This window comes from Geothermobacter ehrlichii (genome assembly GCF_008124615.1).
Taxonomy (GTDB): Bacteria; Desulfobacterota; Desulfuromonadia; order Desulfuromonadales; family Geothermobacteraceae; genus Geothermobacter; species Geothermobacter ehrlichii.
The window spans coordinates 38,577-62,122 of record NZ_VNIB01000010.1; the positions used below are offsets into that span (position 1 = coordinate 38,577).

21 protein-coding genes are annotated in these 23,546 nt (G+C 64.8%); 4 read left to right on the forward strand and 17 right to left on the reverse strand.

Translation table 11 applies throughout. The annotated features are described in order from the left end of the window. Positions 1 to 110 precede the first annotated feature (110 nt). The 7 genes from thpR to EDC39_RS10805 form a co-directional block, all read right to left on the reverse strand. Positions 111 to 686: an RNA 2',3'-cyclic phosphodiesterase gene (gene thpR, locus EDC39_RS10775; RefSeq protein ID WP_148896396.1), complete on the reverse strand. Its 576-nt coding sequence runs from the start codon at positions 684 to 686 to the stop codon at positions 111 to 113. Further along, positions 683 to 2,755: a sensor histidine kinase gene (locus EDC39_RS10780; protein WP_148896397.1), complete on the reverse strand. Its 2,073-nt coding sequence runs from the start codon at positions 2,753 to 2,755 to the stop codon at positions 683 to 685. The genes thpR and EDC39_RS10780 overlap by 4 nt, the downstream gene beginning before the upstream one ends. Further along, complete coding sequence (locus EDC39_RS10785; protein WP_246140240.1) at positions 2,752 to 4,005, reverse strand: CinA family nicotinamide mononucleotide deamidase-related protein; 1,254 nt, start codon at positions 4,003 to 4,005, stop codon at positions 2,752 to 2,754. Before EDC39_RS10785 ends, EDC39_RS10780 begins: the two co-directional genes overlap by 4 nt. A gap of 18 nt (positions 4,006 to 4,023) precedes the next feature. After that, positions 4,024 to 4,497 carry a phosphatidylglycerophosphatase A family protein gene (locus EDC39_RS10790; RefSeq protein WP_148896398.1) on the reverse strand — a complete coding sequence of 158 codons (474 nt, stop codon included), beginning with the start codon at positions 4,495 to 4,497 and terminating at the stop codon, positions 4,024 to 4,026. Beyond that, positions 4,494 to 5,684, reverse strand: a complete 1,191-nt coding sequence (larC, locus tag EDC39_RS10795) for a nickel pincer cofactor biosynthesis protein LarC (protein WP_148896399.1) — start codon at positions 5,682 to 5,684, stop codon at positions 4,494 to 4,496. The genes EDC39_RS10790 and larC overlap by 4 nt, the downstream gene beginning before the upstream one ends. Then, the gene (gene larB, locus EDC39_RS10800) at positions 5,681 to 6,436 is read right to left on the reverse strand and encodes a nickel pincer cofactor biosynthesis protein LarB (protein WP_148896400.1); all 756 of its coding nucleotides are present in this window, start codon (positions 6,434 to 6,436) and stop codon (positions 5,681 to 5,683) included. The genes larC and larB overlap by 4 nt, the downstream gene beginning before the upstream one ends. Before the next feature lie 76 nt (positions 6,437 to 6,512). Continuing rightward, complete coding sequence (locus tag EDC39_RS10805) at positions 6,513 to 7,079, reverse strand: HDIG domain-containing metalloprotein (RefSeq protein ID WP_148896401.1); 567 nt, start codon at positions 7,077 to 7,079, stop codon at positions 6,513 to 6,515. Between the two features lie 82 nt (positions 7,080 to 7,161). Between EDC39_RS10805 and EDC39_RS10810 the strand changes: the two genes are divergently transcribed. Further along, positions 7,162 to 7,770 (forward strand): autotransporter domain-containing protein, encoded by a 609-nt coding sequence (locus tag EDC39_RS10810; RefSeq protein WP_148896402.1) that lies wholly within the window; start codon positions 7,162 to 7,164, stop codon positions 7,768 to 7,770. A gap of 87 nt (positions 7,771 to 7,857) precedes the next feature. Here the strand turns inward: EDC39_RS10810 and EDC39_RS10815 are convergent, their stop codons facing one another. The 6 genes from EDC39_RS10815 to EDC39_RS10840 form a co-directional block, all read right to left on the reverse strand. Further along, the gene (locus tag EDC39_RS10815) at positions 7,858 to 8,217 is read right to left on the reverse strand and encodes a DUF3135 domain-containing protein (RefSeq protein ID WP_148896403.1); all 360 of its coding nucleotides are present in this window, start codon (positions 8,215 to 8,217) and stop codon (positions 7,858 to 7,860) included. Positions 8,218 to 8,272: 55 nt separating this feature from the next. Continuing rightward, a complete protein-coding gene (locus EDC39_RS10820) occupies positions 8,273 to 9,331 on the reverse strand; it encodes a type IV toxin-antitoxin system AbiEi family antitoxin (protein ID WP_148896404.1) in 1,059 nt (352 codons plus the stop codon). A 243-nt stretch (positions 9,332 to 9,574) separates the two neighbouring features. Then, positions 9,575 to 11,860, reverse strand: coding sequence for a DNA translocase FtsK (locus EDC39_RS10825; RefSeq protein ID WP_148896405.1), 2,286 nt, complete (start codon positions 11,858 to 11,860; stop codon positions 9,575 to 9,577). 109 nt (positions 11,861 to 11,969) lie between these two features. Then, positions 11,970 to 12,761: an undecaprenyl-diphosphate phosphatase gene (locus EDC39_RS10830; RefSeq protein WP_148896406.1), complete on the reverse strand. Its 792-nt coding sequence runs from the start codon at positions 12,759 to 12,761 to the stop codon at positions 11,970 to 11,972. A gap of 32 nt (positions 12,762 to 12,793) precedes the next feature. Beyond that, entirely contained in the window at positions 12,794 to 14,482 is a 1,689-nt protein-coding gene (locus EDC39_RS10835) for a ribonuclease J (RefSeq protein ID WP_148896407.1), read from the reverse strand. Continuing rightward, the gene (locus EDC39_RS10840; protein ID WP_148896408.1) at positions 14,479 to 15,183 is read right to left on the reverse strand and encodes a lysophospholipid acyltransferase family protein; all 705 of its coding nucleotides are present in this window, start codon (positions 15,181 to 15,183) and stop codon (positions 14,479 to 14,481) included. The genes EDC39_RS10835 and EDC39_RS10840 overlap by 4 nt, the downstream gene beginning before the upstream one ends. A 203-nt stretch (positions 15,184 to 15,386) precedes the next feature. Here EDC39_RS10840 and EDC39_RS10845 point away from each other — a divergent pair, with 203 nt between their 5' ends. Further along, complete coding sequence (locus EDC39_RS10845; RefSeq protein WP_342791326.1) at positions 15,387 to 15,833, forward strand: single-stranded DNA-binding protein; 447 nt, start codon at positions 15,387 to 15,389, stop codon at positions 15,831 to 15,833. Between the two features lie 136 nt (positions 15,834 to 15,969). Continuing rightward, on the forward strand, positions 15,970 to 16,536 hold the full coding sequence (locus EDC39_RS10850; RefSeq protein WP_187426753.1) for a HEAT repeat domain-containing protein: 567 nt from the start codon (positions 15,970 to 15,972) through the stop codon (positions 16,534 to 16,536). A 340-nt stretch (positions 16,537 to 16,876) separates the two neighbouring features. Here EDC39_RS10850 and EDC39_RS10860 read toward each other — a convergent pair whose 3' ends face one another. The 3 genes from EDC39_RS10860 to EDC39_RS10870 all read right to left on the reverse strand — a co-directional run bounded on the left by EDC39_RS10860 (position 16,877) and on the right by EDC39_RS10870 (position 21,979). Continuing rightward, positions 16,877 to 18,205, reverse strand: coding sequence for an HD-GYP domain-containing protein (locus EDC39_RS10860; protein ID WP_148896411.1), 1,329 nt, complete (start codon positions 18,203 to 18,205; stop codon positions 16,877 to 16,879). Next, positions 18,198 to 19,745 carry a HEAT repeat domain-containing protein gene (locus EDC39_RS10865; protein WP_148896412.1) on the reverse strand — a complete coding sequence of 516 codons (1,548 nt, stop codon included), beginning with the start codon at positions 19,743 to 19,745 and terminating at the stop codon, positions 18,198 to 18,200. The genes EDC39_RS10860 and EDC39_RS10865 overlap by 8 nt, the downstream gene beginning before the upstream one ends. Before the next feature lie 422 nt (positions 19,746 to 20,167). Next, positions 20,168 to 21,979, reverse strand: a complete 1,812-nt coding sequence (locus EDC39_RS10870) for an AMP-dependent synthetase/ligase (protein WP_187426754.1) — start codon at positions 21,977 to 21,979, stop codon at positions 20,168 to 20,170. Between the two features lie 135 nt (positions 21,980 to 22,114). On the opposite strand from EDC39_RS10870, the gene coaE reads away from it, so the two are divergent. Then, a complete protein-coding gene (gene coaE, locus EDC39_RS10875) occupies positions 22,115 to 22,714 on the forward strand; it encodes a dephospho-CoA kinase (RefSeq protein WP_222862873.1) in 600 nt (199 codons plus the stop codon). Here coaE and EDC39_RS10880 read toward each other — a convergent pair. Next, the gene (locus tag EDC39_RS10880) at positions 22,684 to 23,514 is read right to left on the reverse strand and encodes an alpha/beta hydrolase (protein WP_148896415.1); all 831 of its coding nucleotides are present in this window, start codon (positions 23,512 to 23,514) and stop codon (positions 22,684 to 22,686) included. The genes coaE and EDC39_RS10880 overlap by 31 nt on opposite strands. Positions 23,515 to 23,546: the final 32 nt, after the last annotated feature.

Consider the following 23,546-nt stretch of genomic DNA (forward strand, 5'->3'; position numbering starts at 1 on the left):
GGTTGTTGAAAAACTATTGCGGTTGGCGATACGGCGTTGAAAACAGCCTCATCACGTTTTTCAACAACCTGTTTTGGCGTCAGTATCGGTTGTTGGTGTGACACTATATGTCACGCCGGGCGCGGCTGCAGGCGCGCCATCACCCGCGGGGTGTGGATGGCGCCTCCGGGCTGCAGGCGGCTCTCGTACAGGATGATGCGATCGACCTCCAGCTCTCCACAGTCGGCCGGTTCGCTGTCGTCGGTCAGCCGCCGCAGGTCGAGGGGGCATTTTCGCGCCCGCCCGAGAGTCAGGTGCGGGTGGAAGGAGTTGGCCCGGAACCGGATGCCGCAGTCGCGCAGCCCGTCAACCAGCCGGTGGTGCAGGGCGGCCCATTGGTCGCCGGCGCTCAGGCCGGCCCAGAGAACGCGGGCCCGGCGGCTCGAGGGGAAGGCTCCCAGCCCGCGGCAGGTGCTTGAAAACGCCTGGCTCGACCGACCTACCGATAGCACAGCAGAGGCGATTTTTTCAAGGGAATCCTCGGTCTGGTCGCCGAGAAAGCAGAGGGTGACGTGAAAGCTTTCCGGGCGGGTCCAGCGCAGGCCGGAAATCCCGGTCGCCAGCCGACACTGCAGCTCGCCCAGTCTCTTCTTCAGGCTGTCGGCGGTCGGAACGGCGATGAACAGGCGGCAGGTTCGGGTACTCATGCTTCGGTCTCCGCGGCCGTTTCCCCCAGCGGCAGCAGCAGGTGAAAGCGGCTGCCCCCCTGGCGGGTCCCCTCGCTGGCGGCCCAGATCATGCCGCCGTGCGCCTCGATCATGCCGCGCGCCAGGGTCAGACCGAGCCCGACCCCCTTGCCGCCGAAGCGGGTTCGCGAGGTGTGGTGGTCGCTGATGTCGCCCACTTCGTAGAACTTGTCGAAGATGCGTGGCAGTTCCTCCGGGTCGATGCCGATGCCCGAGTCGCTGACGATGATGCATAGGTAGGCGTCGGCCAGCGGCCGGTCGAAGAAGCCGAGGGCGAAAGGCTCGAGGTCGGTGCGCCGTGCCAGGATCTCCTCTTTGTGCATCCGGGTTGTCTCGATCCTGATGTTGCCGTCGGGAGGGGTGAACTTGATGGCGTTTTCCACCACCCGCAGCAGCGCCTTGTGCAGGTGGTCGGAATCGCCCCAGATCGGGAAGGAGTCGCCGGAGATGTCCAGGTGCAGCGAGAGGCGGTTTTCGATCAGGTTGGAACGGACGGTCTCTTCCAGGCTGCGCAGCAGCAGGCGCAGGTCGATTCTTTCCCGGCCGAGATAGATGCTCTGCGCCTCGAGCCGGGCCACCTCGAGCAGGTTGTCGACGATGTCGCGCAGGCGGTCGCCGCCCTGGCGGATGGCGTCGATCACCCGCAGCTGGTCTTCGGGCAGCTCGGCCTGTCGGTCGAGCAGGATCTCGGTGCCGGCGAGGATGTAGGTCAGCGGGGTGCGCAGCTCGTGCGAGGCCAGGGCGAGGAAGTTGTTCTTCATCCGTTCCAGCCGCTCGAGGGTGCGGGTCGCCTCTTCCTGCCGGCGCAGGTTCTCCTTCAGCCGCCGCCGGGACTCCTTCAGCTCACGGTTGGTCGCCTCGTTCAGGCGGTTCTGCCAGCGCAGGGCCTCGAGCAGCTCCGCCCCCTCGATGGCGGCGCCGAGCTGTTTGCCGACGGCGATCAGCAGGTGGACCTCGTCCCGTTTGAAGACCCGCTTGTCCCGGCAGCAGATGCAGAGCACCCCGACGATGCGGTCGCGGACGCTGATAGGCACCGCCTGGAAACCCCGCCACTCGGTTTCGGCCACCGACTTGGCCCAGCGCCGGCTGTCGGTCTGCAGATCGACGGACGAGCGGGGGTGGCCGGTGGCAGCGACCGCGCCGGCCAGTCCCTGTCCAGGCCGCATGCGGGACAGCTCTTCGCGGACGCTGTCCGGCATGTTGTAGCAGGCCGCCAGGTGCAGGTCGTTGCCGCCGTGGCGCAAAAGAAAGATGCTGCCGCTGTCGGCGTCGAGGGACTGGGCAACGGTGCGCAGGGTAGTGTCGAGCAGGGCCTGCAGCCCGTGGCTTTCGGCTGCCTGGTGGGCGATGCGGTTGAGCAGGGTCAGATCCCGGTTCTTCTGCCGCAGCTCCTGCTCTATCTGTTTCTGGGCGGTGATGTCGCGCAGGATGGCGTGGATGACCCGCTGTCGTCCGAGGTTGCCCAGCCGGGTGTGGATGGCGCCGGTAAAGCGGCTGTTGTCCCGGCGGCGGAAAACGAGATTGTCGTCTTCGGCATGGCCGATGGCGAGGGTTCGCTCCACCAGGCTCAGGTAGCGGGATCGCTCCGTCTCCGGCATGAGTTCGAGCAGTGGTTTTTCGGCCAGTTCCTGCGTCGAATAGCCGAGCAGCCGGCAGGCTTCGCGGTTCTGGTCGACGAGCCGGCCGCTTTGCGGGTCGATGAAGAGGATGGCGTCGCTGGCCCAGTCGAGCAGCTGGCGCTGGCGGCGTTGGGCCTGGGCCAGTTCGTCCCGCGCCGAACGGCCGCGCTGTTGCTCCTCGGCCAGCTGTCGGGCGAGGGCCTCCTTTTCGTCGCGCAGGGCTATCAGCCTGGCCAGCAGCAGAACGATCAGCAGCAGACAGCTTCCCAGCGACAGGCCGAAGAACAGCGGGGTCCATTGCCCGGGGCCGGTCCACGGCAGCACCAGCAGCACTGGCAGCAGGGCGGACAGCCCCGCCAGCAGCAGCGGTTTGCGCCCGGACAGAAATCTGTTGCCAACGGTGCCGTTCATTCCTGTTCGTCCTCCAGATGGCGGATCAGCCGCGCCAGGGCGGTCATCGCGGTCAGTTCGCGGATGCGCCACCGGTCGCCGCCAAGCTGCAGGCGTTCGGTCTCGGTGCCCGCGGCGTGGGCCAGGGCGAGAAAGACGGTTCCCACCGGCTTGTCCTTGGTGCCGCCGTCCGGGCCGGCGATGCCGGTTACCGCCAGGCCGAGATCGGTGCCGGCGGCCCGCCGGATCCCTTCGGCCATGGCAGCGGCGCATTCGGCGCTGACCGCGCCCTGTTCGTCCAGAATGGCGGCCGGCACCCCGAGCCAGTCCTGCTTGGCGCTGTTGGCGTAGCTGACCGCGCCCCGTTCGAAAAAGGCCGAAGCGCCGGGGATATCGGTCAGCCTGGCGGCGATCAGGCCGCCGGTGCAGGATTCGGCCAGGGCGAGGGTCTTTTTCGCCTGCCGCAGTTTTTTTGCCGCCAGTTCCGCCAGGGTCGTTTGGTCGGGAAAGAGGATGGCTCCGGCGAGGGCGGCGCGGGTCCGCTCGGCGGCCGCGGCCAGGGCCGCCGCATCGCGGCTGCGCAGCTTGACGATGGTGACCGGAAACTCGACGCCGAATCCCAGCTCGACCAGCTCCGGCACGCCGTGCCGGCGCAGGCGGCTTTCGACCTCCGGCTCCGGCAGGCCGAACACGCGCAGCCGCTCTTCGCGCAGCGCCGGCGGCGCGCCGGAGCTGGCCAGCAGCCGGGGCAGCACCTCCGTCTCCAGCATCCGTTGCATCTCCCGCGGCACGCCCGGCAGAAAGAAGAACAGGCAGCCCCGGTGTTCGAGGCAGAAGCCGGGCGCCGTCCCCAGGCCGTTGACCAGCACCTCGGCCCCCTGCGGCAGCAGCGCCTGCTTGCGGTTGGCCGCCGGCATGACGCGGTTCAGCCTCCGGAAGTGTTCGACGATCAGATTGAGGGCCTGCGGATTCTCGTCCAGGGGACGACTGAAGGCGCGGGCGGCGGCGAGGGTGGTCAGGTCGTCGTCGGTAGGGCCGAGCCCGCCGGTGACGATGACGGCCCGGAAGCGTCCGGCCAGCTGCCGCAGGGCATCGACGATATCCTCGAGCCGGTCGCCGACGGTCAGGGATGCCCGCAGCTTCAGGCCGTTTTCGGCCAGCCGTCCGGCGATCTTCCGGGTGTTGCCGTCGACGAGTTCGCCCGACAGCAGTTCGCTGCCGGTGGTCAGTACGGCGATGTCGAAGCTCTCCCTGTTCATGAACGGACTCATATCTCCTTCTGCTGCTGGTCAGGAGAAGACCAGCAGGCAGAAACGCAGGGCCAGGGCGGCGTAGATGCCGGCGGCGACGTCGTCGAGCACCACGCCGACACCGTTTTTCATCTCGCGGTCGAACCAGGATGCCGGCGGCAGCTTGGCGATGTCGAACAGCCGGAAGAAGCCGAATCCGAGCAGGGCGGCGCTCCAGCTGAAGGGGAGCAGCGCCACCGTGACCAGGTAGCCGACCAGCTCGTCGATGACGATGCGGCCGTCGTCGGCCACCCCGTAGTGGCGGCCGGCCCGTTCGCTGCAGTAGCAGGCGAGCAGCAGCAGCAGAATCCAGGCAAGGGTAAAGCCGGTCGGCGAAAGCCGGCTCAGCAGCCAGAAGAGCGGAATGCCGGCCAGGGTGCCGAAGGTGCCGGGGGCGACCGGGGCGTAGCCGAGGCCGCCGTTGGCCGCCAGCAGCAGCCACAGGCGGGGATGATCGGTGTTGTGAGCGCTCATGTGTCGGTTTCCTCCCCGGCCAGCAGCTTCTCTGCGGCGCATTCGACCTGGCGGTAGACCTCGGCCAGCGGCAGACCGGTTTGCCGGGCGATGCGGCGACAGTCCTCGAATTCGGGCGACAGCCGCCTGGTGGTGCGGTCGACCTGAAAGAGCTTGACCCGGACCTCACCGAAGGGCGTTGCCACCGTCCGGATCTCTCGCGGCAGCTTCCAGCGCCGTTCGGTCCGCCAGCGGACGCCGCTGCTGGTGCCCTGGCGCAGCAGCAGGGCGGCGAGCCTTTCCCCTTCGGCCTCCGGCGCGACCAGGATGATGCCGGCGCCGGGCCGGTTCTTTTTCATCTGCAGCGGCGCAAAGGCCACGTCGAGGGCACCGTGTTCGAACAGCAGCTCCTGCAGGTAGCCGAGCCATTCCGGGCTGGCGTCGTCGATGTGCGACTCGATGACGGTGACCCGGTCACACTCCAGTCCCGAGCTGGTCTCTTCGCCGAGCAAGCCGCGCAGCAGGTTCGGCCGGTCGGCCAGCTCCCGTCCGCCGACGCCGTAACCGGTGCGTTCGAGGCGCATGGCCGGCAGCGGCGCGAATTCCGCCAGCGCCTTGACGATGGCGGCGCCGGTGGGTGTCACCAGCTCGTGGTCGCAGTCGGCGGCGACCACCGGCACGTTTTCGAGCAGGGCGGCGGTGGCCGGGGCCGGCAGTGGCATGCGGCCGTGTTCGGTGTCGACAAAGCCGCGACTCAGCGGCAGCGGCGAGCAGACCAGCCGCTCGATTCCCAGCTGCTGCAGGGCCAGGCAGCAGCCGACGATGTCGATGATGGCGTCGACCGCCCCCACCTCGTGGAAGTGGATCGCGTCGAGGGGGACGCCGTGAATCTTGGCCTCGGTTTCCCCCAGCAGGCGAAATATGGTGCGGGCCTGTTTCCGCGCCGCCGCTGGCAGCGGTGCGTCGGCCAGCATCCGGTCGATCCGGTTCCAGCTGCGGTGCGGCTGCTCTTTTTCGACCCGGACCTCGACCCGGGTGCCGCCGATGCCGAGACGTTTTTCCCGGCGGACGTGCAGGGTCCAGCCGTCAAGTCCGAGCGCCGCGAGATCGCCGCGCAGGCGATCGGCCTCAAATCCCAGATCGACCATCAGGCCGAGCAGCATGTCGCCGGCGATGCCGGAGAAGGTGTCGAGATAAAGCGTCTTCATTCGTCGTTCCGGCGCAGAATGCGGGCGGCGGCGAAGGCGGCGCCGAAGCCGTTGTCGATGTTGACCACGGTGATGCCGCTGGCGCAGGAGTTGAGCATGCCCAGCAACGCCGCCAGGCCGCCGAAGGCGGTGCCGTAGCCGACCGAGGTCGGTACCGCGATCACCGGGGCGGCGACCAGGCCGCCGATGACCGAGGGCAGGGCCCCCTCCATGCCTGCGACGACGATGATGGCCGCTGCCCGCTGCAGCTGGCTGGATTCCGCCAGCAGGCGATGGATGCCGGCGACGCCGACATCGACCAGTTCCTCGACCTCGAGGTCGAGCATGCGGGCGGTGATCGCCGCCTCTCTGGCCACCGGCAGGTCGGAAGTGCCGGCGCAGACGATGAGCAGCGGCCCGTAGCGGGGCCGTGGCGGCGCCTGGCCGGACAGGGTAAAGGTGCGTCCCACCGGATCGTAGTCGCCGCCGTGCCGTTGCTGCAGCCGTTTTGCCTTTTCCGGATTCAGGCGGGTGACGAGAATGTTGCGCCCCCTGGCCGTCATGGCGGCAACGATGGCGTCGAGCTGGTCGGCGCTCTTGCTTTCGCCGAGGACGACTTCCGGCGTTCCCTGGCGCAGCTCGCGGTGATGGTCGATGCGGGCGACGCCGATATCCTCGAAGGGCAGAGCCTGCAGACGCTCGAGCAGTTCGTCGGTGGACAGGCCGCCGTCACGAAATGCCGTCAGCAGCTTTTTCAGTTCAGTCCGGTTCATGCCAAAACTCCATAATTAGCAGGCTCGCTGTCGTTTGCCAATCCCCGCCGCAACAAATTTGCGGCGCCGGCGGAGCTTACAGGCCCAGTTCGGGCGCGATTTTTTGCATCGCCTGCAGGCAGAGGTCGCAGAATTCGTCCAGGGGGATGCCGGCCTGTTCGCATTCGCGGATGATCTCCCGGCTGGCGCCGGCGGCGAAGGCTTTTTCCTTGAAGCGCTTGCGCACCGACTTCGGCTTGACGCTGGCCAGTTTCCTGTCGGGATAGACCAGGGCGGTGGCGATGATCAGGCCGGTGATGGTTTCGCCCGCCGCCAGGGCGTGATGGAAGATCGTCCGTCGCCGGTCGCCATGGGCCGCTTCGTTGTGCAGGCGGATCGCCTCGACGATTTCCGGATCGACGCCCAGCCGGTTGAGGATGGCAACGGTCTGGTGGGTGTGGCGTTCGAGATCGTCGGCCGTCTGCTCGACATCGAGATCGTGCAGAAGTCCGGCCAGTCCCCATTTTTCCTCGTCTTCGCCCAGTCGGCGGGCCAGGGCCCGCATCACCGCTTCGCTGGCCAGACAGTGCTTGATCAGGTTCGGGCTGTGAATATGCTGGTGGACCAGGTCGAGGGCCTGGTTGCGGTCAATGCCGTACGACATGGGTATCTCCCTCCCTTGAGAAGATGATTTGTCAGCCTAAACAAATCATTATAGCAGGATTTCAGGTGATGTGGAGGAGACGGTGAACTGCCATGTCGCCAGGGTTCTGGGGGAAAGGATTGCCGGTTGCCAGTGGACGGATGATTTTGATGTCAATGGCGTATATGCCACTTGTCCGGTTTTCTTTTTTGAGCAATCCCGCAATTTTGGTGTAGTAAAGCATTTTATGTTTATCAGTTTTGATCGGGTGCGTGACGCTTTCGTTTGGACTGATCGGCAAGTCGCCATGAACTGTCGACGGTTGGCAGAAGGCGCCTTTACCAAGGTCGGCGCCGATCCGCTGAACCTGACTGTGCGGGTGCGGAAAACCGGCAGCCTGGTTGCCGATATCGGCGGACGTACCGGCTGGATGACCAGCCTGGGATCCGAAACCCTGGTCAGTGACCTGGAAGCGAAGTTCAATTACGATTTCGATATCGACGACCACCTGCTCAGCGCCGGATTTACCGGCTACCGGGGAGCGACGTTCACGATTTACGGCCGGGAACCGGAGCGCTACGGTCTTGTCATTGGGGGTGGGCTGAGTTTCCTGAGTGGAAGCGGATTCCGTTCGTCACTGCGCGTTCAGGAAGAGCTGCGGGAAGGTTGTCGCTCTTTCGCGGTCTACGGAGGCTTGCGTCTGGATTCCTGAGCCTGAAAATTCCGGACGGCATCTGCTGGATCAGCGCGTCGGTGCCCGGGGACAAACCCCGGTCACCGACGTTTTTTGACCGACCTTTCAGCTTCGTCTGGCCGAAGCCCGCTCGCGCAGGTCGATGACCCGCGCCGGCGTCCGTTGCTGTTTTTCCTCGGCGAGCACCTTTTCCGGGTTGTTGAAGGCGTCGTGAAATTTCTGGAAATGGTCCCAGAAGATTTCCACCATGGCGTTCATCCGCGACAGGGGGTCCTTGCAGCGGGACAGGGTGGCGTCGATGCGGAACTGCAGGCCGCGGGCCCGTTTGCGGTAGGCTTCTGGAAAGCTTTCTATCGTCTTCTCGACCAGTTCGCGACTGACCCGGTCGAATTCTTCGCTGTCGGTTTCGGCCAGATCCGTCAGGTGTTCGATGATGCCTCGGGTATCGTTGATGTCGGGAATCATGTTCTGTTTTCCTCGTGCCGGTCTTTCGTGTTCCGGCTAACTCCATGAACAAATCTCATTCCACCGGCCTGCCCGCGAATCGCGGCGCCAGATACTCGCGAAACAGCCTTTCGGCGATCTGCGGCTGCCGCGTCGCTGTCGCCGCCATTTCGGCGTGCAGCAGCAGTGGATCGGCGAGCGGCGTCTCTTGCGGCTGCCATCCCCGCCAGGCGTCCACCCGGCCGAACCGGCGCAGCAGGTGAACCCGTCCCGCCGGGTCGGGGATCAGCTGCAGCTTGAGCATCAGCCGCAGCGGATCGCCGGCAAGGTGCAGGCTGGCCTGCTCCGGCGTTCCTTCTCTGAGCAGGAGGCAGGCTCCCAGTTCGCCGCCGATCAGCACGTCGTCCTCCAGCCCCTGCTCGCGGATCATGTCGGGCAACCGGGCAATTCCGTCCGCCGCGACCGGTCGGCAGGGCTGGATGCCGAGCGTCGCGCGCAGGCGATCGCCGTAGCCGATTTCCCAGCGGCGGAACAGTTCGTCCGCCGCGTGCAGCTGGCGGATGCCGTTTCGTTCGACCAGATGGCCGAGCTGTTCGAGATTCTTCAGCACCGGACCGACGGCGCCCAGGGCGATGCCCGATTCGCCGGCCAGGTCGCGATAGGTCCAGGCCGCCGCCTTTGGTTGCCGCAGCAGCAGAAAGATCAGTTTCAGCCCGGCGTGCTGGAATGCGCGTCCCGTCCGGGGCTGTCTTTCCGGCCGCTTGCGGCCGCTGACCTCGACGAACAGGGGTGGCTGCCGCAGGCTGGCGTTGCCGGCGGCGTCGACGAAATCGATACCCGAGCGGCGCAGCTTGGCGGCGACCTTTTCCGGCAGATAGTCGGTCAGCAGCAACGGTTTTTCGCCGTCGGGTTCGTTTCGCAGATGATGGATGGCCACCTCGGCGCTGGTCTCGGTCAGCCGCAGGCGGGTGAACGTCCGGTAGCTGAGGCGCCCCCAGGGGCCCTGAAGCTGCAGCCGGCCCTGCTCCTCGGACCTGTCGCTCGGGAAAAAATCGGCTTGGCACCCGTCCAGGGCCCGCAAATTGCGCAGGCAGGCTTCCAGAGTCTGTCGTTCGCTGTCGGTCAGGCGCGCCATGGTTGTCGGACTCTCCGCTGAAGTCAGGTGTTGTTCACCATTCTATAATGTTCATCCTCTATGAACAAGGGGTAAAGTGTGAACGGGGGCTCAGAATTGGGAGGAATCAGGAATCAGGGGCGAGGGGCGAGAAGCAAGAAGCGCGAGTCGAGAGTCGCGAATCGAGGATCGAGGATCGAGGATCGAGGGTCGAGGGTCGAGGATGGAGGGACGAGGGACGAGGGACGAGGGTCGTTCTCCCCGTTACTCCCCGCCAATCCTGTTGATGAAGACCTCGCGCGGGCGGCTGGTGCCGTCGGAGGGGCCGACGATGCCTTCCCGTTCCATTTTCTCGATCATGCGGGCGGCGCGATTGTAGCCGAGACGCAGGCGGCGCTGCAGCATGGAGATGGAGGCCTGCCGGGTTTCGGCGATGATGGCGAGGGCCTCGTCCCATTTCTCATCGTACTCGTCATCGTCGTTGCCCGCCGCGCCATCGCCGGGGGGAGGCTGGAGAATGCTGCTGTCGTATTCGGGATCGCCCTGCTTTTTCAGAAAATCGACCACCCGCTGCACCTCCAGCTCGGAGACGAAGGCGCCGTGGACGCGCTGCAGCACGCCGGAGCTGGGCGGCAGGAAGAGCATGTCGCCCATGCCGAGCAGACTCTCGGCGCCCATCGAATCGAGGATGGTGCGCGAATCGGTGCGTGAGAAGACCCTGAACGAGATGCGGGTCGGAAAGTTGGCCTTGATCAGGCCGGTGATAACGTCGACGCTGGGACGCTGAGTGGCGAGGATCAGATGGATGCCCGCCGCCCGCGCCATCTGCGCCAGACGGGCGACGCTCTCCTCGATTTCGCGACCGGCGACCATCATCAGATCGGCCAGCTCGTCGACGATGACGACGATGTAGGGCAGGTGGCCGTGTTCCAGCTCTTCTTCGGGTTCGGGGACCGGCGTGTCCGGATCAGTCGGTTCGGGCGCGGCGTCGACCTGGATGATGCCCTTTTTCTTCAGCTCTTCCTTCTCTTTTTCCTCGCGGGCGATCTTCTTGTTGTATCCGTCGATGTTGCGCACGCCCTTGTCAGCCATCAGCTTGTAGCGGCGCTCCATCTCCCGCACCGCCCAGGCCAGGGCCAAAGACGCCTTCTTCGGGTCGGTGACCACCGGCAGCAACAGGTGCGGAATGCCCTCGTAGATCGACAGTTCCAGCATCTTCGGATCGACCATGATCAGCCGGACGTCGGTCGGACTGGAGCGGTAGAGCAGCGACAGGATCATGGTGTTGATCGACACCGATTTGCCGCTGCCGGTGGAGCCGGCCACCAGCAGGTGCGGCATCTTGGCCAGGTCGGAGACGACTGTGTGGCCGAAGATGTCCTTGCCGAGGGCCAGCGGAAGTCGTCCGGACGATTTCTGGAACTCGGGCGACTGGAAAATCTCCTTCAGGTAGACGGTCTCCCGTTCCTTGTTGGGGATTTCAATGCCGACCACGCCGCGGCCCGGAATGGGGGCGACGATGCGGATCGAAAGGGCCTGCAGGGCCATGGCGAGGTCGTCGGCCAGGCCGGCGATCTTGTTGACCTTGACGCCGGGCGCCGGGGCGAACTCGTACATGGTGACCACGGGGCCCGGCTTGACTTCCGACACCTCTCCTTCAACGCCGAAATCACGCAGCTTCTTCTCCAGCAGCCGGGCGTTCATCATCAGCGTCTCGCGATCGACGGACGGCGCTTCGTCGCCGTCGTGATCGAGCAGGTTGAGAGAGGGAAAGTGGTAGGTTCCGGACGGTTCGAGAAAATCGAAACTCTCCTGGTCCGGCGGCGGTTCCTTGCGGCGTTTGCGCCGGGGCGCGATTCGGGTCGCCGGCGCCGGCAGGGCGGCGGGTTCGGGCTGAACGATCACCGGTTCCCGGTCGACGCGGATTCCCTTTTTCAGGGCTTTTTCCTTTCGGCGCGCCGCCCGCGCGTCGCGGCGCTGGTTGAGGGCCGAACCGACCCGCTCGGCCAGACCTTCCAGGAACAGGACCATGGAAAAGCGCGCCACCAGCATGAAGGAGGCCAGGAAAAGGGCCAGCAGCAGGATGAAGGCGCCGGCATAGTTGAGATAGCCGCGTAGCGGATCGGCCAGGATGCGGCCAAGCGCTCCCCCGGCCTGACTGATGGTTTCGCCGAACAGGTGCACCCGGCTTGCGTGCAGGGCAACCAGGCCGTCGAGAGTGACCAGCAGCAGGATGAAGGCGCCGATCTTGTAGAGACGGACCTTGATGTCGCGGAACTTCAGCAGGCGCCAGGCAAAGAGAAAGCAGGCCAGTGGCACCAGGAAGGAAGGCAGCCCGAGCACCTGGAAGAAGAGATCGGCCAGATGCGCCCCGACAACGCCGCCGAAGTTGCGGATGGTCTCCGGGTGCAGGTTGTTGTTGAAGGACGGATCGGCGTTGGAGAAGGAGACCAGGCTGAGCAGGGTGAAGACCCCGAAGGCGAGCCAGAAGATGCCGGCGATTTCCTTCTTCAGATGTTCGCGGAAAAAAGGTTTGCTTTCGCTGCCCATATCTTCGGCACTATAGCCCAAAAGTCGGCGATTTGACAATGAAACATTGTGCGCTTTTTCGGCTGCTTTCGTCTTGTCTCGTCGCCCGCGTGACGTTTTTCGATACCCGTCAAAACGGCACCAGCAGAAAGAGCAGGCCGACAAGCCAGCAGTAGACGGCGAAGACCAGCAGCCGCCGTTTGCGGATAACACCCATCAGCAGATGAATCGAGGCCAGTCCGATCAGAAAGGCCGCCAGGGTGCCGGCCAGGTAGGCCGGGATCTCCGCGGCCTGGACCGCCCGCAGATCTCTGAGCGACAGCAGGGCGGCGCCACCGACCGCCGGCAGGGCGAGAAGGAAGGAGAAACGGGCGGCGGCTTCGCCGTCGACGCCGCGCAGCAGCAGGACGGCGATGGTGGAGCCGGAGCGGGAGATGCCGGGGATGATCGCCAGCCCCTGGACGGTGCCGACCAGCAGCGCGTCGAAGGCTCCCAGCCTGTCGATGCCCCGCTCGCCGCGCCGCAGCCGTTCGGCGACGAAGAGCAGGCTGCCGGTCACCAGCAGCATGGCGGCGACTGTCGGCAGGCTGTGAAAGAGCCGGCTGAAGAAATCCTCCAGGCTCAGGCCGATGATGGCCGTGGGTACCGACGCCAGGGCGAGCAGACCGAGCAGGCGCAGCTGACGCCGGTCTTCCTCGTTGCGGCGCAGCGGGGCGCTGAGCAGCGCCGCCAGGTCGTGACGGAAGTAGAGACAGACCGCCAGCATGGTGCCGACATGCAGCATGACGTCGAACAGTACTCCCGGTTGCCGGAAGCCGGTCAGAAAGTGCTGGGCGATGACCAGGTGGCCGGAGCTGGAAACGGGAAGAAATTCGGTCAGTCCCTGCAGCAGGCCGAGAAAAACGGCTTGTCCGATGCTCATTTATGTGTTTCTCCGGATATCCGCATGTCAGGCTAGAGTTCGAGAATGAATGGCAAAATGAGAGGTCTTCGATCGAGTGTCCGATTGAAGAAACGGCGCAGGCACTTGCGGACCTCGACCCGGATCTCCTCCCAGTCACCGACGGTTTCCAGGCTGTGCTGGTCGAGAAGTTCGCGCACTTCCTGTTCGGCCCGGGCGAGATAGTCGCCGCCGCAATCCTCGGTGATGAAGCCGCGGCTGAATATCTCCGGCCCGTAGAGGATCTCTCCCGTCTTCTGGTTGATGGCGAGGATGACGTTGACCACGCCGTGATTGGCCAGGTGCCTCCGGTCGCGCAGCTCAACCGAGCCCAGGTCGCCGACGCCCCTGCCGTCGACGAAGATGCGGCCGGTTTCGATCTCCTCGCCACGGTGGGCTCCGTCGGGGCCCAGCACCAGCGTCTGGCCGTTGCTCAGCACGAAGGCGTTGGCGGCGGGCAGGCCCATTTCGGTTGCGAGCCGCGCGTGCCGCACCAGATGCCGGTATTCGCCGTGAATGGGCACGAAATGGCGGGGGCGGACCAGGGCGTGCAGGGTCTTCAGCTCTTCTTTCGAGGCGTGTCCGGAGACGTGGATTTCGCTGGTCGTTTCATAATGCACGTCGGCGCCGCGGCGAAAGAGCTGGTTGATCAGGCTGGTGATCGCCTTTTCGTTCCCCGGAATGAACTTGGAGGAGAGGATGACCGTGTCGCCCGGAGCGATCTCGAGCTGCTTGTGGTCGCCGGCCGCCATGCGGGAGAGGGCCGACAGCGGCTCGCCCTGGCTGCCGGTGGTCAGCAGCAGTACCCTGTGGGGCGACAGGGTCTCGTATTGCCGCAGATCGATGAACAGGTCGTCGGCGACCCGCAGGCAGCCAAGCTCGCGGGCAACGGCGATGTTGGCGATCATGCTGCGGCCGTTGACCAGCACCCGGCGGCCGGCGTTGGCAGCGGCGTTGAGAATCTGCTGGATGCGGTGGATGTTGGAGGAGAAAGTGGAGACGACGACCTTGCCGCGGCAGGCGGGGATCAGGCTGTTCAGGGTGTCGCCAACGCTCTTTTCCGACAGGGTGTGCCCCTCGTTCTCGACATTGGTCGAATCGGCCAGCAACAGATCGATTCCTTCGGAGCCGCAGGCGGCGAGAAAGCCGAGGTCGGTCGGTTGCCCGTCGACCGGCGTCGGGTCGAGCTTGAAGTCGCCGGTATGCAGAATGTTGCCGGCCGGAGTTCGCAGCAGGATGCCGGCGCCGTCGACGATGCTGTGGGTGACCCGGAAGAATTCGGCTTCGAACGGGCCGAGTTTCAGCGGCTGCCGCAGCTGCACGGTGTGCAGCCGGGCCGGGCTGTCCAGCCGGCGTTCGGAGAGCCGGTTCTTCAGCAGTCCCAGGGTCAGCGGCGTGCCATAGACCGGCGGTGAACCGAGGTCGTCCAGCAGATAGGGCAATGCGCCGATGTGGTCCTCGTGGCCGTGGGTCAGCAGGATGCCCAGAATGTCGTCACGGCGCTGCCGCAGGGCGGACACGTCGGGAATCACCAGGTCGATGCCTAGCATGTAGGGCTCGGGAAACATCAGGCCGCAGTCGATGATCAGGATCTTGCCGCCGCACTCGACGGCCAGCATGTTCAGCCCGATCTCGCCCAGGCCGCCCAGAGGCAACAGGCGCAGAGTTCGGAAGTCGTCGGTTGGGTTGGGAGAGGGCGTCATGCCTCGCCGTCTCCCAGGGTCGCGGCGATCGGCTGTCGGATCTGCGCCATCAGCTCGCGCAGCTGCCGGACCGATTTGCCGGCGGTTGGAACCGGGGCGAAGAAGGTCACCTCGATGCGGCCGCCGCGGATCTTCTTGCCGCCCTTGGGCATGATGGTGAAGCTGCCGCTGATGGCGACGGGGACGATCTCCACTCCCGACTGCAGGGCGACGAGAAAACCGCCCTTCTTGAAGGGACGAAGGCTGCCGTCTTCGGTTCGGGTGCCTTCCGGAAAGATGATGACCGAGGCGCCGGCGGTGATGCGGCTGGCCACCATTTTCATACTTTCGAGGGACTCGCGGCGGTCGCCGCGCTCCACGGGAATGTAGCCGGCCTGCCGCATGACCAGGCCGAACAAGGGGATGCGGAAGAGCTCGGCCTTGGCCAGCCAGCGAAACTGTCCGGGGATGCCGGCCAGCAGCGCCAGGATGTCGAAGTTGCTCTGGTGGTTGGCCATGAAGATGACCGGCCTGTCGGCCGGAATGTTCTCCAGCCCCTTTATGCGCAGGCGGACTCCGGCCAGGGCCAGCCCGATCCGGCCCCAGAGGCGTGCCCAGTTGTGCAGGGGGTTGGCGCCGCCGACCAGGGCGATGAAGAAGCCGACGAGGATCATGGCCAGGGTCAGGGGGAGGAAGATGCTGTAGAAAAAGAGGCTGCGCATGAACAACTCCTTGAAAAACCTTGAAAACGCAGTCTAGTTGAGCTTTTTTCGCGAGTCAATCACTTCGCCCGCTTTACAGCACTGGCGCATTTGGCTACACTTCACCCGATTTGCATCTGAATCCGCATTTTCCCCCATTCAATCCGCATCAGGCAGGTCGTTCATCGGCAGGTATCGGCGGTCTGCGAAGGAGGATGTCACCCATGTCAGTCAACAAGGTCATTCTGGTCGGCAATCTCGGCAAGGACCCCGAGCTGCGCTACACTCCCGCGGGCACCGCTGTCGCCACCTTCCCCCTGGCCACCAGCGAACGCTATCGCGACAAGAGCGGCCAGCAGGTCGAAAAGACCGAGTGGCACAATATCGTCGTCTGGCGCAATCTGGCCGAGATCTGTGGAAAGTATCTGCACAAGGGCAAACAGGTCTACATCGAGGGCAAGATTCGCACCCGTTCCTACACCGACCGGGACGGCAACAAGCGCTACATCACCGAGATCGAGGCCGAACAGATGCAGATGCTCGGCCGGATCGGAGACGATGTCGGCAGCCGTGCTCCTGCCCCGGCCGCAGCCCAGGACGATTTCAACCAGCAGCCGGCGGCTTCCTTCGACGAGCCGGCCTACAATCCCGACGACGACATCCCCTTCTAGCTCGGGGTGACTGACGCCGGCGAAATATCCATCCGTTGCCCCGCAGAAGGCGCCCCGCGCCGGTCGCCGTGCCGTCGACACCCTGCCGTATTATCCGCCGTCCATGCCGGTCGGCGGGGCCATGGAGTCTGTGGACATGCTCGATGAACGCCGGGAAGCGTTGAGGAACGCTCTGAACGATTCTGACGAGGAGGTTCGTCAGGCGGCGGCCAGGGCGCTGGACGGCATCGAACTGCTTGACAGTCTCGACGCCTTGCTGCAGGCGGTGGTCGCCGGCGAACGCGGTGAACGGGTCAAGGCCATTTTCGCCTTGGAAAGGGCCCGTTCTTCCCGGGTTTTTCCGGTTCTGCTCAAGGCGGTCGAGGACGAGGATGCCGATATCCGTGCCGCCGCCACCCAGGTGCTCGGTCGTCGGCACAATCCCCGGACCCTGAAGGCGGTGCTGGCGCGGCTGAAAGACAGCGAGCCGGCGGTGCGGGTTCACGCCGCCACCGCCCTTGGCTATTTTTCCGACCGGCGGCTGGTTCCCTATCTGGCCGCCGTGCTCAAGGCGCGTGACGACGCCCTGGTCTGCGCCGCCATCGATTCTTTGGCCCGGATCGGCGATCCGTCCGCCGAGCCGCACCTGCTGCTGGCCCTGCACGATCCGCGGCGCAAGGTGCGTATTGCCGCCGCCGAGGCGCTGGGGCGTCTCGATTTCTGAAACCGCTCAGGACACTGAAAAAAGCCTGTTGGCGGCGTTGTCCTCATGCCGCGAAATTTCGGATGCCTTGCATCCGACTTTTTGAGCCGCCTGCCTTGCTGATAACCTCGTTTTCGGCACTGCGCACTGCCTCTTGCGTACTTTCTTTTGCGTGCTCTGGTTGCAGTCAATCTCTCCCGCCTTCTTGGTTTTCATAACCCGCTTCTGTCGCCGACGGCCTGCTGGAATATAAAAAACATCTGTTGTTTCAATGATCAATCTGTAAATCCGGAACGACGAGACAAGGTCCCGTTCCGGGGCGTTCCGCCACCGTGGCGTGTGTGGGCGGCGGGGAGCGCAGTCAGTCGAGATAGTCGGTGACGTCGATGTTGCGGCTGAAAGGATCGACCTCGGCGACGATGCGGCGCTGGCCGTCTTCGGCCAGTTCGATGTCTTCCGGCGGTTCGATGCGCTCTCCGTCACCGTCGAAGAGGAGTCTGAGCCGGAGCTGCCCGGAATTCTCCGGGTTGATCCAGGCGATCAGGCCGATTTCGTTGCTGGTCAGGCGCACCAGGCTGCCGACCGGGTAAGGGCCGAGAAAGCGGGTGAAGCGTGCCAGATAGTCGGGATGGAGGGCTGTTCCTGAAAGTTCTTCCAGCCGGGCGACGGCCTGTTTCGGGGTCATGGGGCGCTGGTAGGAGCGCAGGGTGGTGATGGCGTCGTAGGTGTCGGCGATGGTCGCCATGTCGACCAGGGGCGAAAGCGCCTTGCCCTTGGCGTCGGCCGGATAGCCTTCGCGGTTGTAGCGCAGGTGATGTCCGAGAACGATGTCGATCACTTCGGGGGACATCCCCTCCATTTTGCGGACCAGATCGGCCCCGGTGGTGGGATGCTTCTTGATCTGCTCGAACTCCTCGTCGGTGAGCCGCCCGGGTTTGTTGATGATATTCCAGTCGATTTTCAGCTTGCCGATGTCATGCAGCAGGGCCCCCAGACCCAACAGGCGCAGTTTTTCCTCCCCCAGGCCGCAGGCGCGGCCGACAGTCAGGGCCAGCACGGCCACGTTGACCGAGTGGGTGAAGGTGTAGTTGTCGTAATCCTTGAGCAGCGACATGGCGAACAGGGCGTGCGGATCGGTCAGGGTCATGTGGACCATGCTCTTGACGGTCTTGACCGCTTCTTCCGAGGAGGGGACAGTCCCCATGCGCACATCGTGAAAGATGCGGTCAACGACATCCAGCGCCCGGCTGTAGATGGCCCGCGGCGTCTCGCTGTCCTCGTCGTCCCTGGCGCGAACGGGCAGAATGTGTCTGACGCCCCGGGCTCGCAGTGTCTGCTGCAAATCGCCGTTGCCGGCGCCTTCGTGCAGTACCAGTATGAACTGGCGGATCTCCTCGTTGGTGACGCCGCGGTTGAATTCGAGGCCTTCGATGTCGAAACGCTGGAGCTGGGCGATGACGTCGTTTGCCGCCGGTTGGTTGTCGGTGAAGAGGTGTTGGTCGACAAAGAGGCTGCCCTCCAGCAGGCCGACGCGCATCGATTGCCGGCGACGCAGGTAGAGCAGCAGCTGTTCCGACAGCCGGGCTATCTGTCGCTTGACCTCGGGATGGGCGGCTGGGTAGAGCTTCAGCCCCTTGCAGGCGGCGGCCAGAAACTGGACGATCTGCTGTGGTCTGTCCTGGTCAGTCATGGGCGCGGTTCAGGTATTTCAGGGCTGTCGCCGCTTGGCGGGCGACCTCGGGAGAGCGGTCGCTGGCGGCCTGTTCCAGCAGCGGCGCGCTGTCCGGGGCGCCGATTTCGCCGATGGCCTGGGCGGCGGCGGCCCGCAGTTCGTTCTGTTCGTGGCGTTTGAAGATCCGGCGGGTCTTCAGGACGGTCGCCAGGGCCGGCAGGGCATCAAGCGAGCCGATCTCCCCCAGGGCGCGAATGGCGTCCTTCTTGCGGCCGAGCTGCTTGCAGAAAAAGTCGCTTTTGCGGACGATTTTCAGCAGGTCGGGAACCGCCGTTTCGTCGCCGATCACACCCAGGGAAAGGATCGCCTGCCGGCTGATTTCCTCGTCGTCGTCGTTGATGATGTCGAGCAGAATGCGCGCCGCACCCGGACCGCCGATGCGCGTCAGGGCGCGGATGGTTTCCCGGCAGACACGGATGTCTTCGTGGTGCAGCAGCGGATTCAGGTGGCGGGTGGCGGCCGGGTCTCTGATTTCCCCCAGGATGTTGACGGCGTTGCGCACCACATACCAGCGTTCGTCCCGCAGGTAGGCCGCCAGAAGCGGCACCGCCTGTGATCCCTGGCGGGCGAGGGCGTTGCTCAGGATCTTGCGGCAGGCTCCCACCTTTTCGCCGGCCAGCCGTTCCATCAGCCGCTCCAGGGAGCGTTGGCGCAGAAAAGTCAGAATGCGCAGCAGCAGCTCCCGATGACGGTCGGCGATCTCGCGGTCGCAGAGAAAATCGATCAGAAAGTCGATCAGTTCGGGTTGGGTCAGCTGGTTCAGGGCATTCAGCGCCGCTTCGCGTCGGGGCAGGCGGGCGCTGCGGTCTGCGGCGAACTGGCAGAGCAGGGCCAGGGCTTCGAGCAGCCGCAGGCGTCCACGGGGATTCTGACAGAGGCGGGCGAGGGGAACCAGCTCTTCGAGCAGGACGGCAAAGCGGCTGTCGTCCTGCTCGCGGCGCAATTCTTCGATGACCGTTTTCAGGTCCCGTTCGCCGACATCGATCTCCAGGTTTTGCAGAAAGTCTTCGCCGCTCCCGCCGGTGTCATCGTCCTTGGTGATTTCGATTTCCCGCTTGTGGGCCAGGATCTGCTCCAGGTCGGTTTCGTTGACCCAGATGGTGGTGAGACGCGCCTTGAGCAGCAGGTCCTTGATGCCGCCGTGCCGGTGAACCTCGCGCGGATCGATGGCCAGGGCGCGGCCGAAACCGATCAGGTCGTCGGTGGAAAGATCGGGAAGGATCACCAGCGTCTGCACCAGGCGTCCGAAAAGGTAGGCGGCCAGCTTGCGCAGGACCTGGTTGCCGGCGGCGACGGGAGTCTCGTCGAGAAAGAATCCTTCCTTGTGCACCCTGAGCGTGAGATTGCGGCCGGCCTCAAGCAGAGGCAGAAAGGCGGTACGGGTTTCGGAGGCCGTGGTCGCGACGGCCGGATGCCCGGACGGGTAGTACTGGACCGCTTTGAGCAGCTTGGTCAGTTCGCGCAGGGCCGCTTCGATCTGGGGCAGGGATTGGCTCACCTTGAATCTTCTCGAACGTTGGAATCGCTTGCGACTTTCAGCATACTCGCTTGCCGGCGGATTGTAAATCTCCCATGAACGCTGGCCCTGTTGCCCTGATCGCGTCTAACTGGCTGCTGAAAAACTATTGCGGTTGGCGTGACCATGAGTCCGCAAACCCATGCCCGACAGATAGCACGTCATTGAGCTGCCTGAGGATCGCAAAAATCACCGATGAACCAGCGGGTGCATCGGTGATTTTTGCAACGCCCACTCCGGTCAAGCACGCGCACACTCTTCTACGGTCTGAGCTTGCGAACTCAGGGAGGCGTTGAAAACAGCCTCAAATGCTCATTTGCCGATTTTGTAAACTGCGCTTTTTCGGCTGTTTTCGCCTTGTCTTGCCTGCCCTCATAACATTTTTCAACGCCCTGCCAACCGGTTCAGTCGTTATCCGTCAGGCAGTAGCCGGCGTCGTGGATGCCGTGATCTTGCGGCAGGTACATCCGTTCGATCAGGTCGGCGTAGGTGTCGCGGATGATTTTGCGCTTCAGTTTGAGTGTCGGGGTGATCTCCCTGCCCGAGAAGTCGCGCGACATCAGGGTGAAGCGTTTGATGTGCATGAATCCCGGCTGTCCGGCCTGCAGCCGGTCGACCCGGCGGCGGATAAGGTCGAGAATGACCGGGTGGTTCACCAGCCCGCAGTGGTCGAGGTAGGGAAGCTTTTTCAGCCGGGCGTATTTTTCCAGGTTGTCGAAGTTGGGGACGATCAGGGCGACGAGGTAGGGTTTGCGGTTGCCGAAGACGAAGGCGTTGGCGATGAACTTGTCCGACTTGAGGCGGTTTTCGATCAGCTGCGGGGCGATGTTCTCCCCGCCGGCGGTGATGATCAGGTCTTTCTTGCGGTCGGTGATGCCGAGAAAGCCGTCCCGGTCGAGAGTGCCGATATCGCCGGTGTAGAACCAGCCGTCCCGCAGGGCTTCGTCGGTCTTGACCGGGTTCTGCCAGTAGCCCTTGAAGACGGTCTTGCCGCGGATCAGGATTTCGCCGTCGTCGGCGATGAGGATTTCAGTTCCCGGCATGCAGCGACCGACGGTGCCCAGGCGCACCTGTCCCTCGCAGTTGGCGGCGATGCCGGCCGAGGTCTCGGTCAGGCCGTAGCCCTCGTAGATGGGGATTCCGGCGGCGAGAAAGAATTCGGCCACGTTACGCGCCAGAGGGGCGCCGCCGGAAACGAAGAAGCGGATTCTGCCGCCCAGCGGCTCGCGCAGCTTGCCGAAGACCTTGTCGCGGGCGATCCGCACCACTCTGTCCAGCCATCCGGGGATTTCCTGCCCGGCCAGTTCGAGATGCAGGTGCCGGGTGCAGGCTTTCAGGGCGGCGAAGAAGATCTGCTTTTTCAGCCAGGAACCGGAACCAACTCGCTCCATGACCCGGGCGTACATCTTTTCGAACAGGCGGGGAACGCTGATGACCACCGTCGGCCTGACCTCCTGCAGGTTGACCGGGACGCTGTCGATGCTTTCGGCGTAGTTGATGGTCGCGCCCTGGATAAGCATGAAGTAGTAGCCGTCGACCCGTTCGAAGACATGCGACAGCGGCAGGAAGGAAAGACAGGAGTCGGCGGGGCTGATGCTGAAGACGCAGGCGGCCGCCTCGACCGCCGAAAGGATGTTGTCGTGGGTGAGCATCGCCCCTTTCGGCGGACCGGTGGTGCCGGAGGTGTAGACGATGGTGGCCAGATCTTCCCGTTTGACCTGGGCGAGGCGCCGGTCGAGGAGCTGGCTGTCGACGGTGTCGGGCAAAAAGCGGCGCAGCGGAATCGCCGCCTCGCCGTTGCTGTCGCCCTCGATCAGGATGATCGACTCCAGGTCAGGAAGCTGGGCGAGCTGCGTCTCGATCTTGCGCAGCTCGTCGATGGAACGGACGAATACGAAGCGACTGCCGGAATTGTTCAGGATGTAGGCTGCCTCCTCCGCCCCTTCGGTGTGGTAGACGGGGACCGTCACGCCGCCGCAGGCCATGATCGCCAGGTCGGCGAAGGCCCATTCCGGCCGGTTGGGTGACATGATGGCCACCCGGTCGCCCGGTTCGATGCCGAGGGCGAGCAGGCCGCCGGCAAAGCGCCGGACCTGTTGCACAAACCGTTGCCAGTCAATATCACGCCAACGGTCGCCCAGCTTGGTTCGCATGACGACCTGGCGGCCGCGTTCGGGCGCCAGGTCGAGGATGGTCTGGGGAATGTTTCGATGCATGTTCACCTCCGGCCGTGATTCGCTTTCTTTCGGGATTCTGCTTTCTTTCATTATACCGGGGAAATGGCGGATTTCCGGCACGGCGATGCCTTTTGCAGGCTTGACATGCCGGCGCGGCGCTGGCATGAAGGAGTCATGATTCTGGGGATCACGGGCAATATCGCCAGCGGCAAGAGCCGGGTGGCGGCCAGGATGGTCGAACTGGGAGCGGTGGCCCTCAGCGCCGATCAGCTTGCGCGAGAGGCGGTGGGCCCCGGCAGCGACACCCTGACCAAGCTGGTCGCCGTGTTTGGCGACGCCATTCTGGCGGCTGACGGCAGTCTTGACCGGCCGCGCCTTGCGGAGATCGTCTTTGCCGATGCCGAAGCGCGAAAACGGCTCGAGGCGATCACCCACCCGGCCATCGCCCGCCTGGCCGAGGAGCGGCTGCGACGGCTGAGGCAGGAAGGCCACCGGCTGGTGGTCTACGAGGCGCCGCTTCTCTTCGAGGCCGGTGCCGAGGGACGGGTCGACCGGGTGCTGGTGGTGCTGGCGGCGACCGAGGTGCGGCTGGCGCGGCTGATGGCCCGGGACGGTCTGGAGCGCGAAGCGGCCCTGAGCCGGATCCGGGCGCAGATGCCGCAGGAGGAGAAGGCGGCGCGGGCTGATTACGTCATCGACAATTCCGGGGACTGGGAGGACTGCCGCCGGCAGGTCGACGATCTCTACCGCCGGCTGGTTTCTTCGCCGGCCTGATCCGTGCCATCCAGAAAGCGGCCGATGCGCTGCAGGGTGTCGGCGAGATGCGGGTTGTCCGGCAGGGTCAGCACGTGCGGCGCCTCCGGACCGTAACGGTGGAAGGCCTTCTCGCGGCTGCCGAGCTGTCGGAACAGCTGTTCGGTGCTTTCGGGGTCGATGGTCTGATCGCCGAGGCTGCCGAGGATGAGACAGGGCAGCTCGATCGTTTGCAGCCGCGGCCGCAGATCAGCGAGCAGCCAGTGGATTTCGGCGATGCCGGCCAGCGGGCGGCGTTCGTAGAAGAAGGGGGCGACGGCCGGAACCTTGGGATGATGTTGGTAGGGGCGCAGGTGCCTGAGCAGCCAGGCCAGCCGGGCGAGACGGTGCCTGACGCGCAGGAAGGGGGAACAGAGGGCCAGCCGGGTGATGGGAGAACCGCCGGCGGCGGCCCGCAGCAGCAGCAGGGAGCCGGTGCTTGAACCGACCGCGGCGGGCGGGCCGAATTCAGCACTCAGCAGCTGCAATCCTTCTTCGACGACCTGCAGCCAGTTTCGCCAGGATTGCCGTGCCAGGTCCTCGGGGCTGGTGCCGTGTCCCGGCAGGCGCACCGCCAGGCAGGGATGGCCGCGCCTTGCCAGGTACTCCGCCGGCAGGCGCATCTCGTACGGCGAGGCGGTGAAGCCGTGCACCAGCAGAACCGCCGCTTTTTTTCGCTTTTCGCCGGCAAGGAAAAAGGGAAGGTTTTCCGGGCGGCTCACGCCCTCCTCCCTTCCCCGCCGGCGGCAGGCTGCGATGTAGTGGTCGATGCTTTCGCTCATTGAACGGCGGCCGATACAGCAACGCCCCCGGG

What these genes read in the sequence shown, in the direction of transcription:
- EDC39_RS10835 (WP_148896407.1), bottom strand. Translation starts at nt 14,482, where the DNA reads ATGACGCCCTCTCCCAACCCAACCGACGACTTCCGAACTCTGCGCCTG.
- EDC39_RS10860 (WP_148896411.1), bottom strand. Translation starts at nt 18,205, where the DNA reads ATGACTGACCAGGACAGACCACAGCAGATCGTCCAGTTTCTGGCCGCC.
- EDC39_RS10840 (WP_148896408.1), bottom strand. Translation starts at nt 15,183, where the DNA reads ATGCGCAGCCTCTTTTTCTACAGCATCTTCCTCCCCCTGACCCTGGCC.
- EDC39_RS10790 (WP_148896398.1), bottom strand. Translation starts at nt 4,497, where the DNA reads ATGAGCGCTCACAACACCGATCATCCCCGCCTGTGGCTGCTGCTGGCG.
- EDC39_RS10825 (WP_148896405.1), bottom strand. Translation starts at nt 11,860, where the DNA reads ATGGGCAGCGAAAGCAAACCTTTTTTCCGCGAACATCTGAAGAAGGAA.
- EDC39_RS10805 (WP_148896401.1), bottom strand. Translation starts at nt 7,079, where the DNA reads ATGTCGTACGGCATTGACCGCAACCAGGCCCTCGACCTGGTCCACCAG.
- EDC39_RS10785 (WP_246140240.1), bottom strand. Translation starts at nt 4,005, where the DNA reads ATGAGTCCGTTCATGAACAGGGAGAGCTTCGACATCGCCGTACTGACC.
- EDC39_RS10880 (WP_148896415.1), bottom strand. Translation starts at nt 23,514, where the DNA reads ATGAGCGAAAGCATCGACCACTACATCGCAGCCTGCCGCCGGCGGGGA.
- thpR (WP_148896396.1), bottom strand. Translation starts at nt 686, where the DNA reads ATGAGTACCCGAACCTGCCGCCTGTTCATCGCCGTTCCGACCGCCGAC.
- larC (WP_148896399.1), bottom strand. Translation starts at nt 5,684, where the DNA reads ATGAAGACGCTTTATCTCGACACCTTCTCCGGCATCGCCGGCGACATG.
- EDC39_RS10815 (WP_148896403.1), bottom strand. Translation starts at nt 8,217, where the DNA reads ATGATTCCCGACATCAACGATACCCGAGGCATCATCGAACACCTGACG.
- EDC39_RS10780 (WP_148896397.1), bottom strand. Translation starts at nt 2,755, where the DNA reads ATGAACGGCACCGTTGGCAACAGATTTCTGTCCGGGCGCAAACCGCTG.
- larB (WP_148896400.1), bottom strand. Translation starts at nt 6,436, where the DNA reads ATGAACCGGACTGAACTGAAAAAGCTGCTGACGGCATTTCGTGACGGC.
- EDC39_RS10850 (WP_187426753.1), top strand. Translation starts at nt 15,970, where the DNA reads ATGCTCGATGAACGCCGGGAAGCGTTGAGGAACGCTCTGAACGATTCT.
- EDC39_RS10820 (WP_148896404.1), bottom strand. Translation starts at nt 9,331, where the DNA reads ATGGCGCGCCTGACCGACAGCGAACGACAGACTCTGGAAGCCTGCCTG.
- EDC39_RS10845 (WP_342791326.1), top strand. Translation starts at nt 15,387, where the DNA reads ATGTCAGTCAACAAGGTCATTCTGGTCGGCAATCTCGGCAAGGACCCC.
- EDC39_RS10830 (WP_148896406.1), bottom strand. Translation starts at nt 12,761, where the DNA reads ATGAGCATCGGACAAGCCGTTTTTCTCGGCCTGCTGCAGGGACTGACC.
- coaE (WP_222862873.1), top strand. Translation starts at nt 22,115, where the DNA reads ATGATTCTGGGGATCACGGGCAATATCGCCAGCGGCAAGAGCCGGGTG.
- EDC39_RS10870 (WP_187426754.1), bottom strand. Translation starts at nt 21,979, where the DNA reads ATGCATCGAAACATTCCCCAGACCATCCTCGACCTGGCGCCCGAACGC.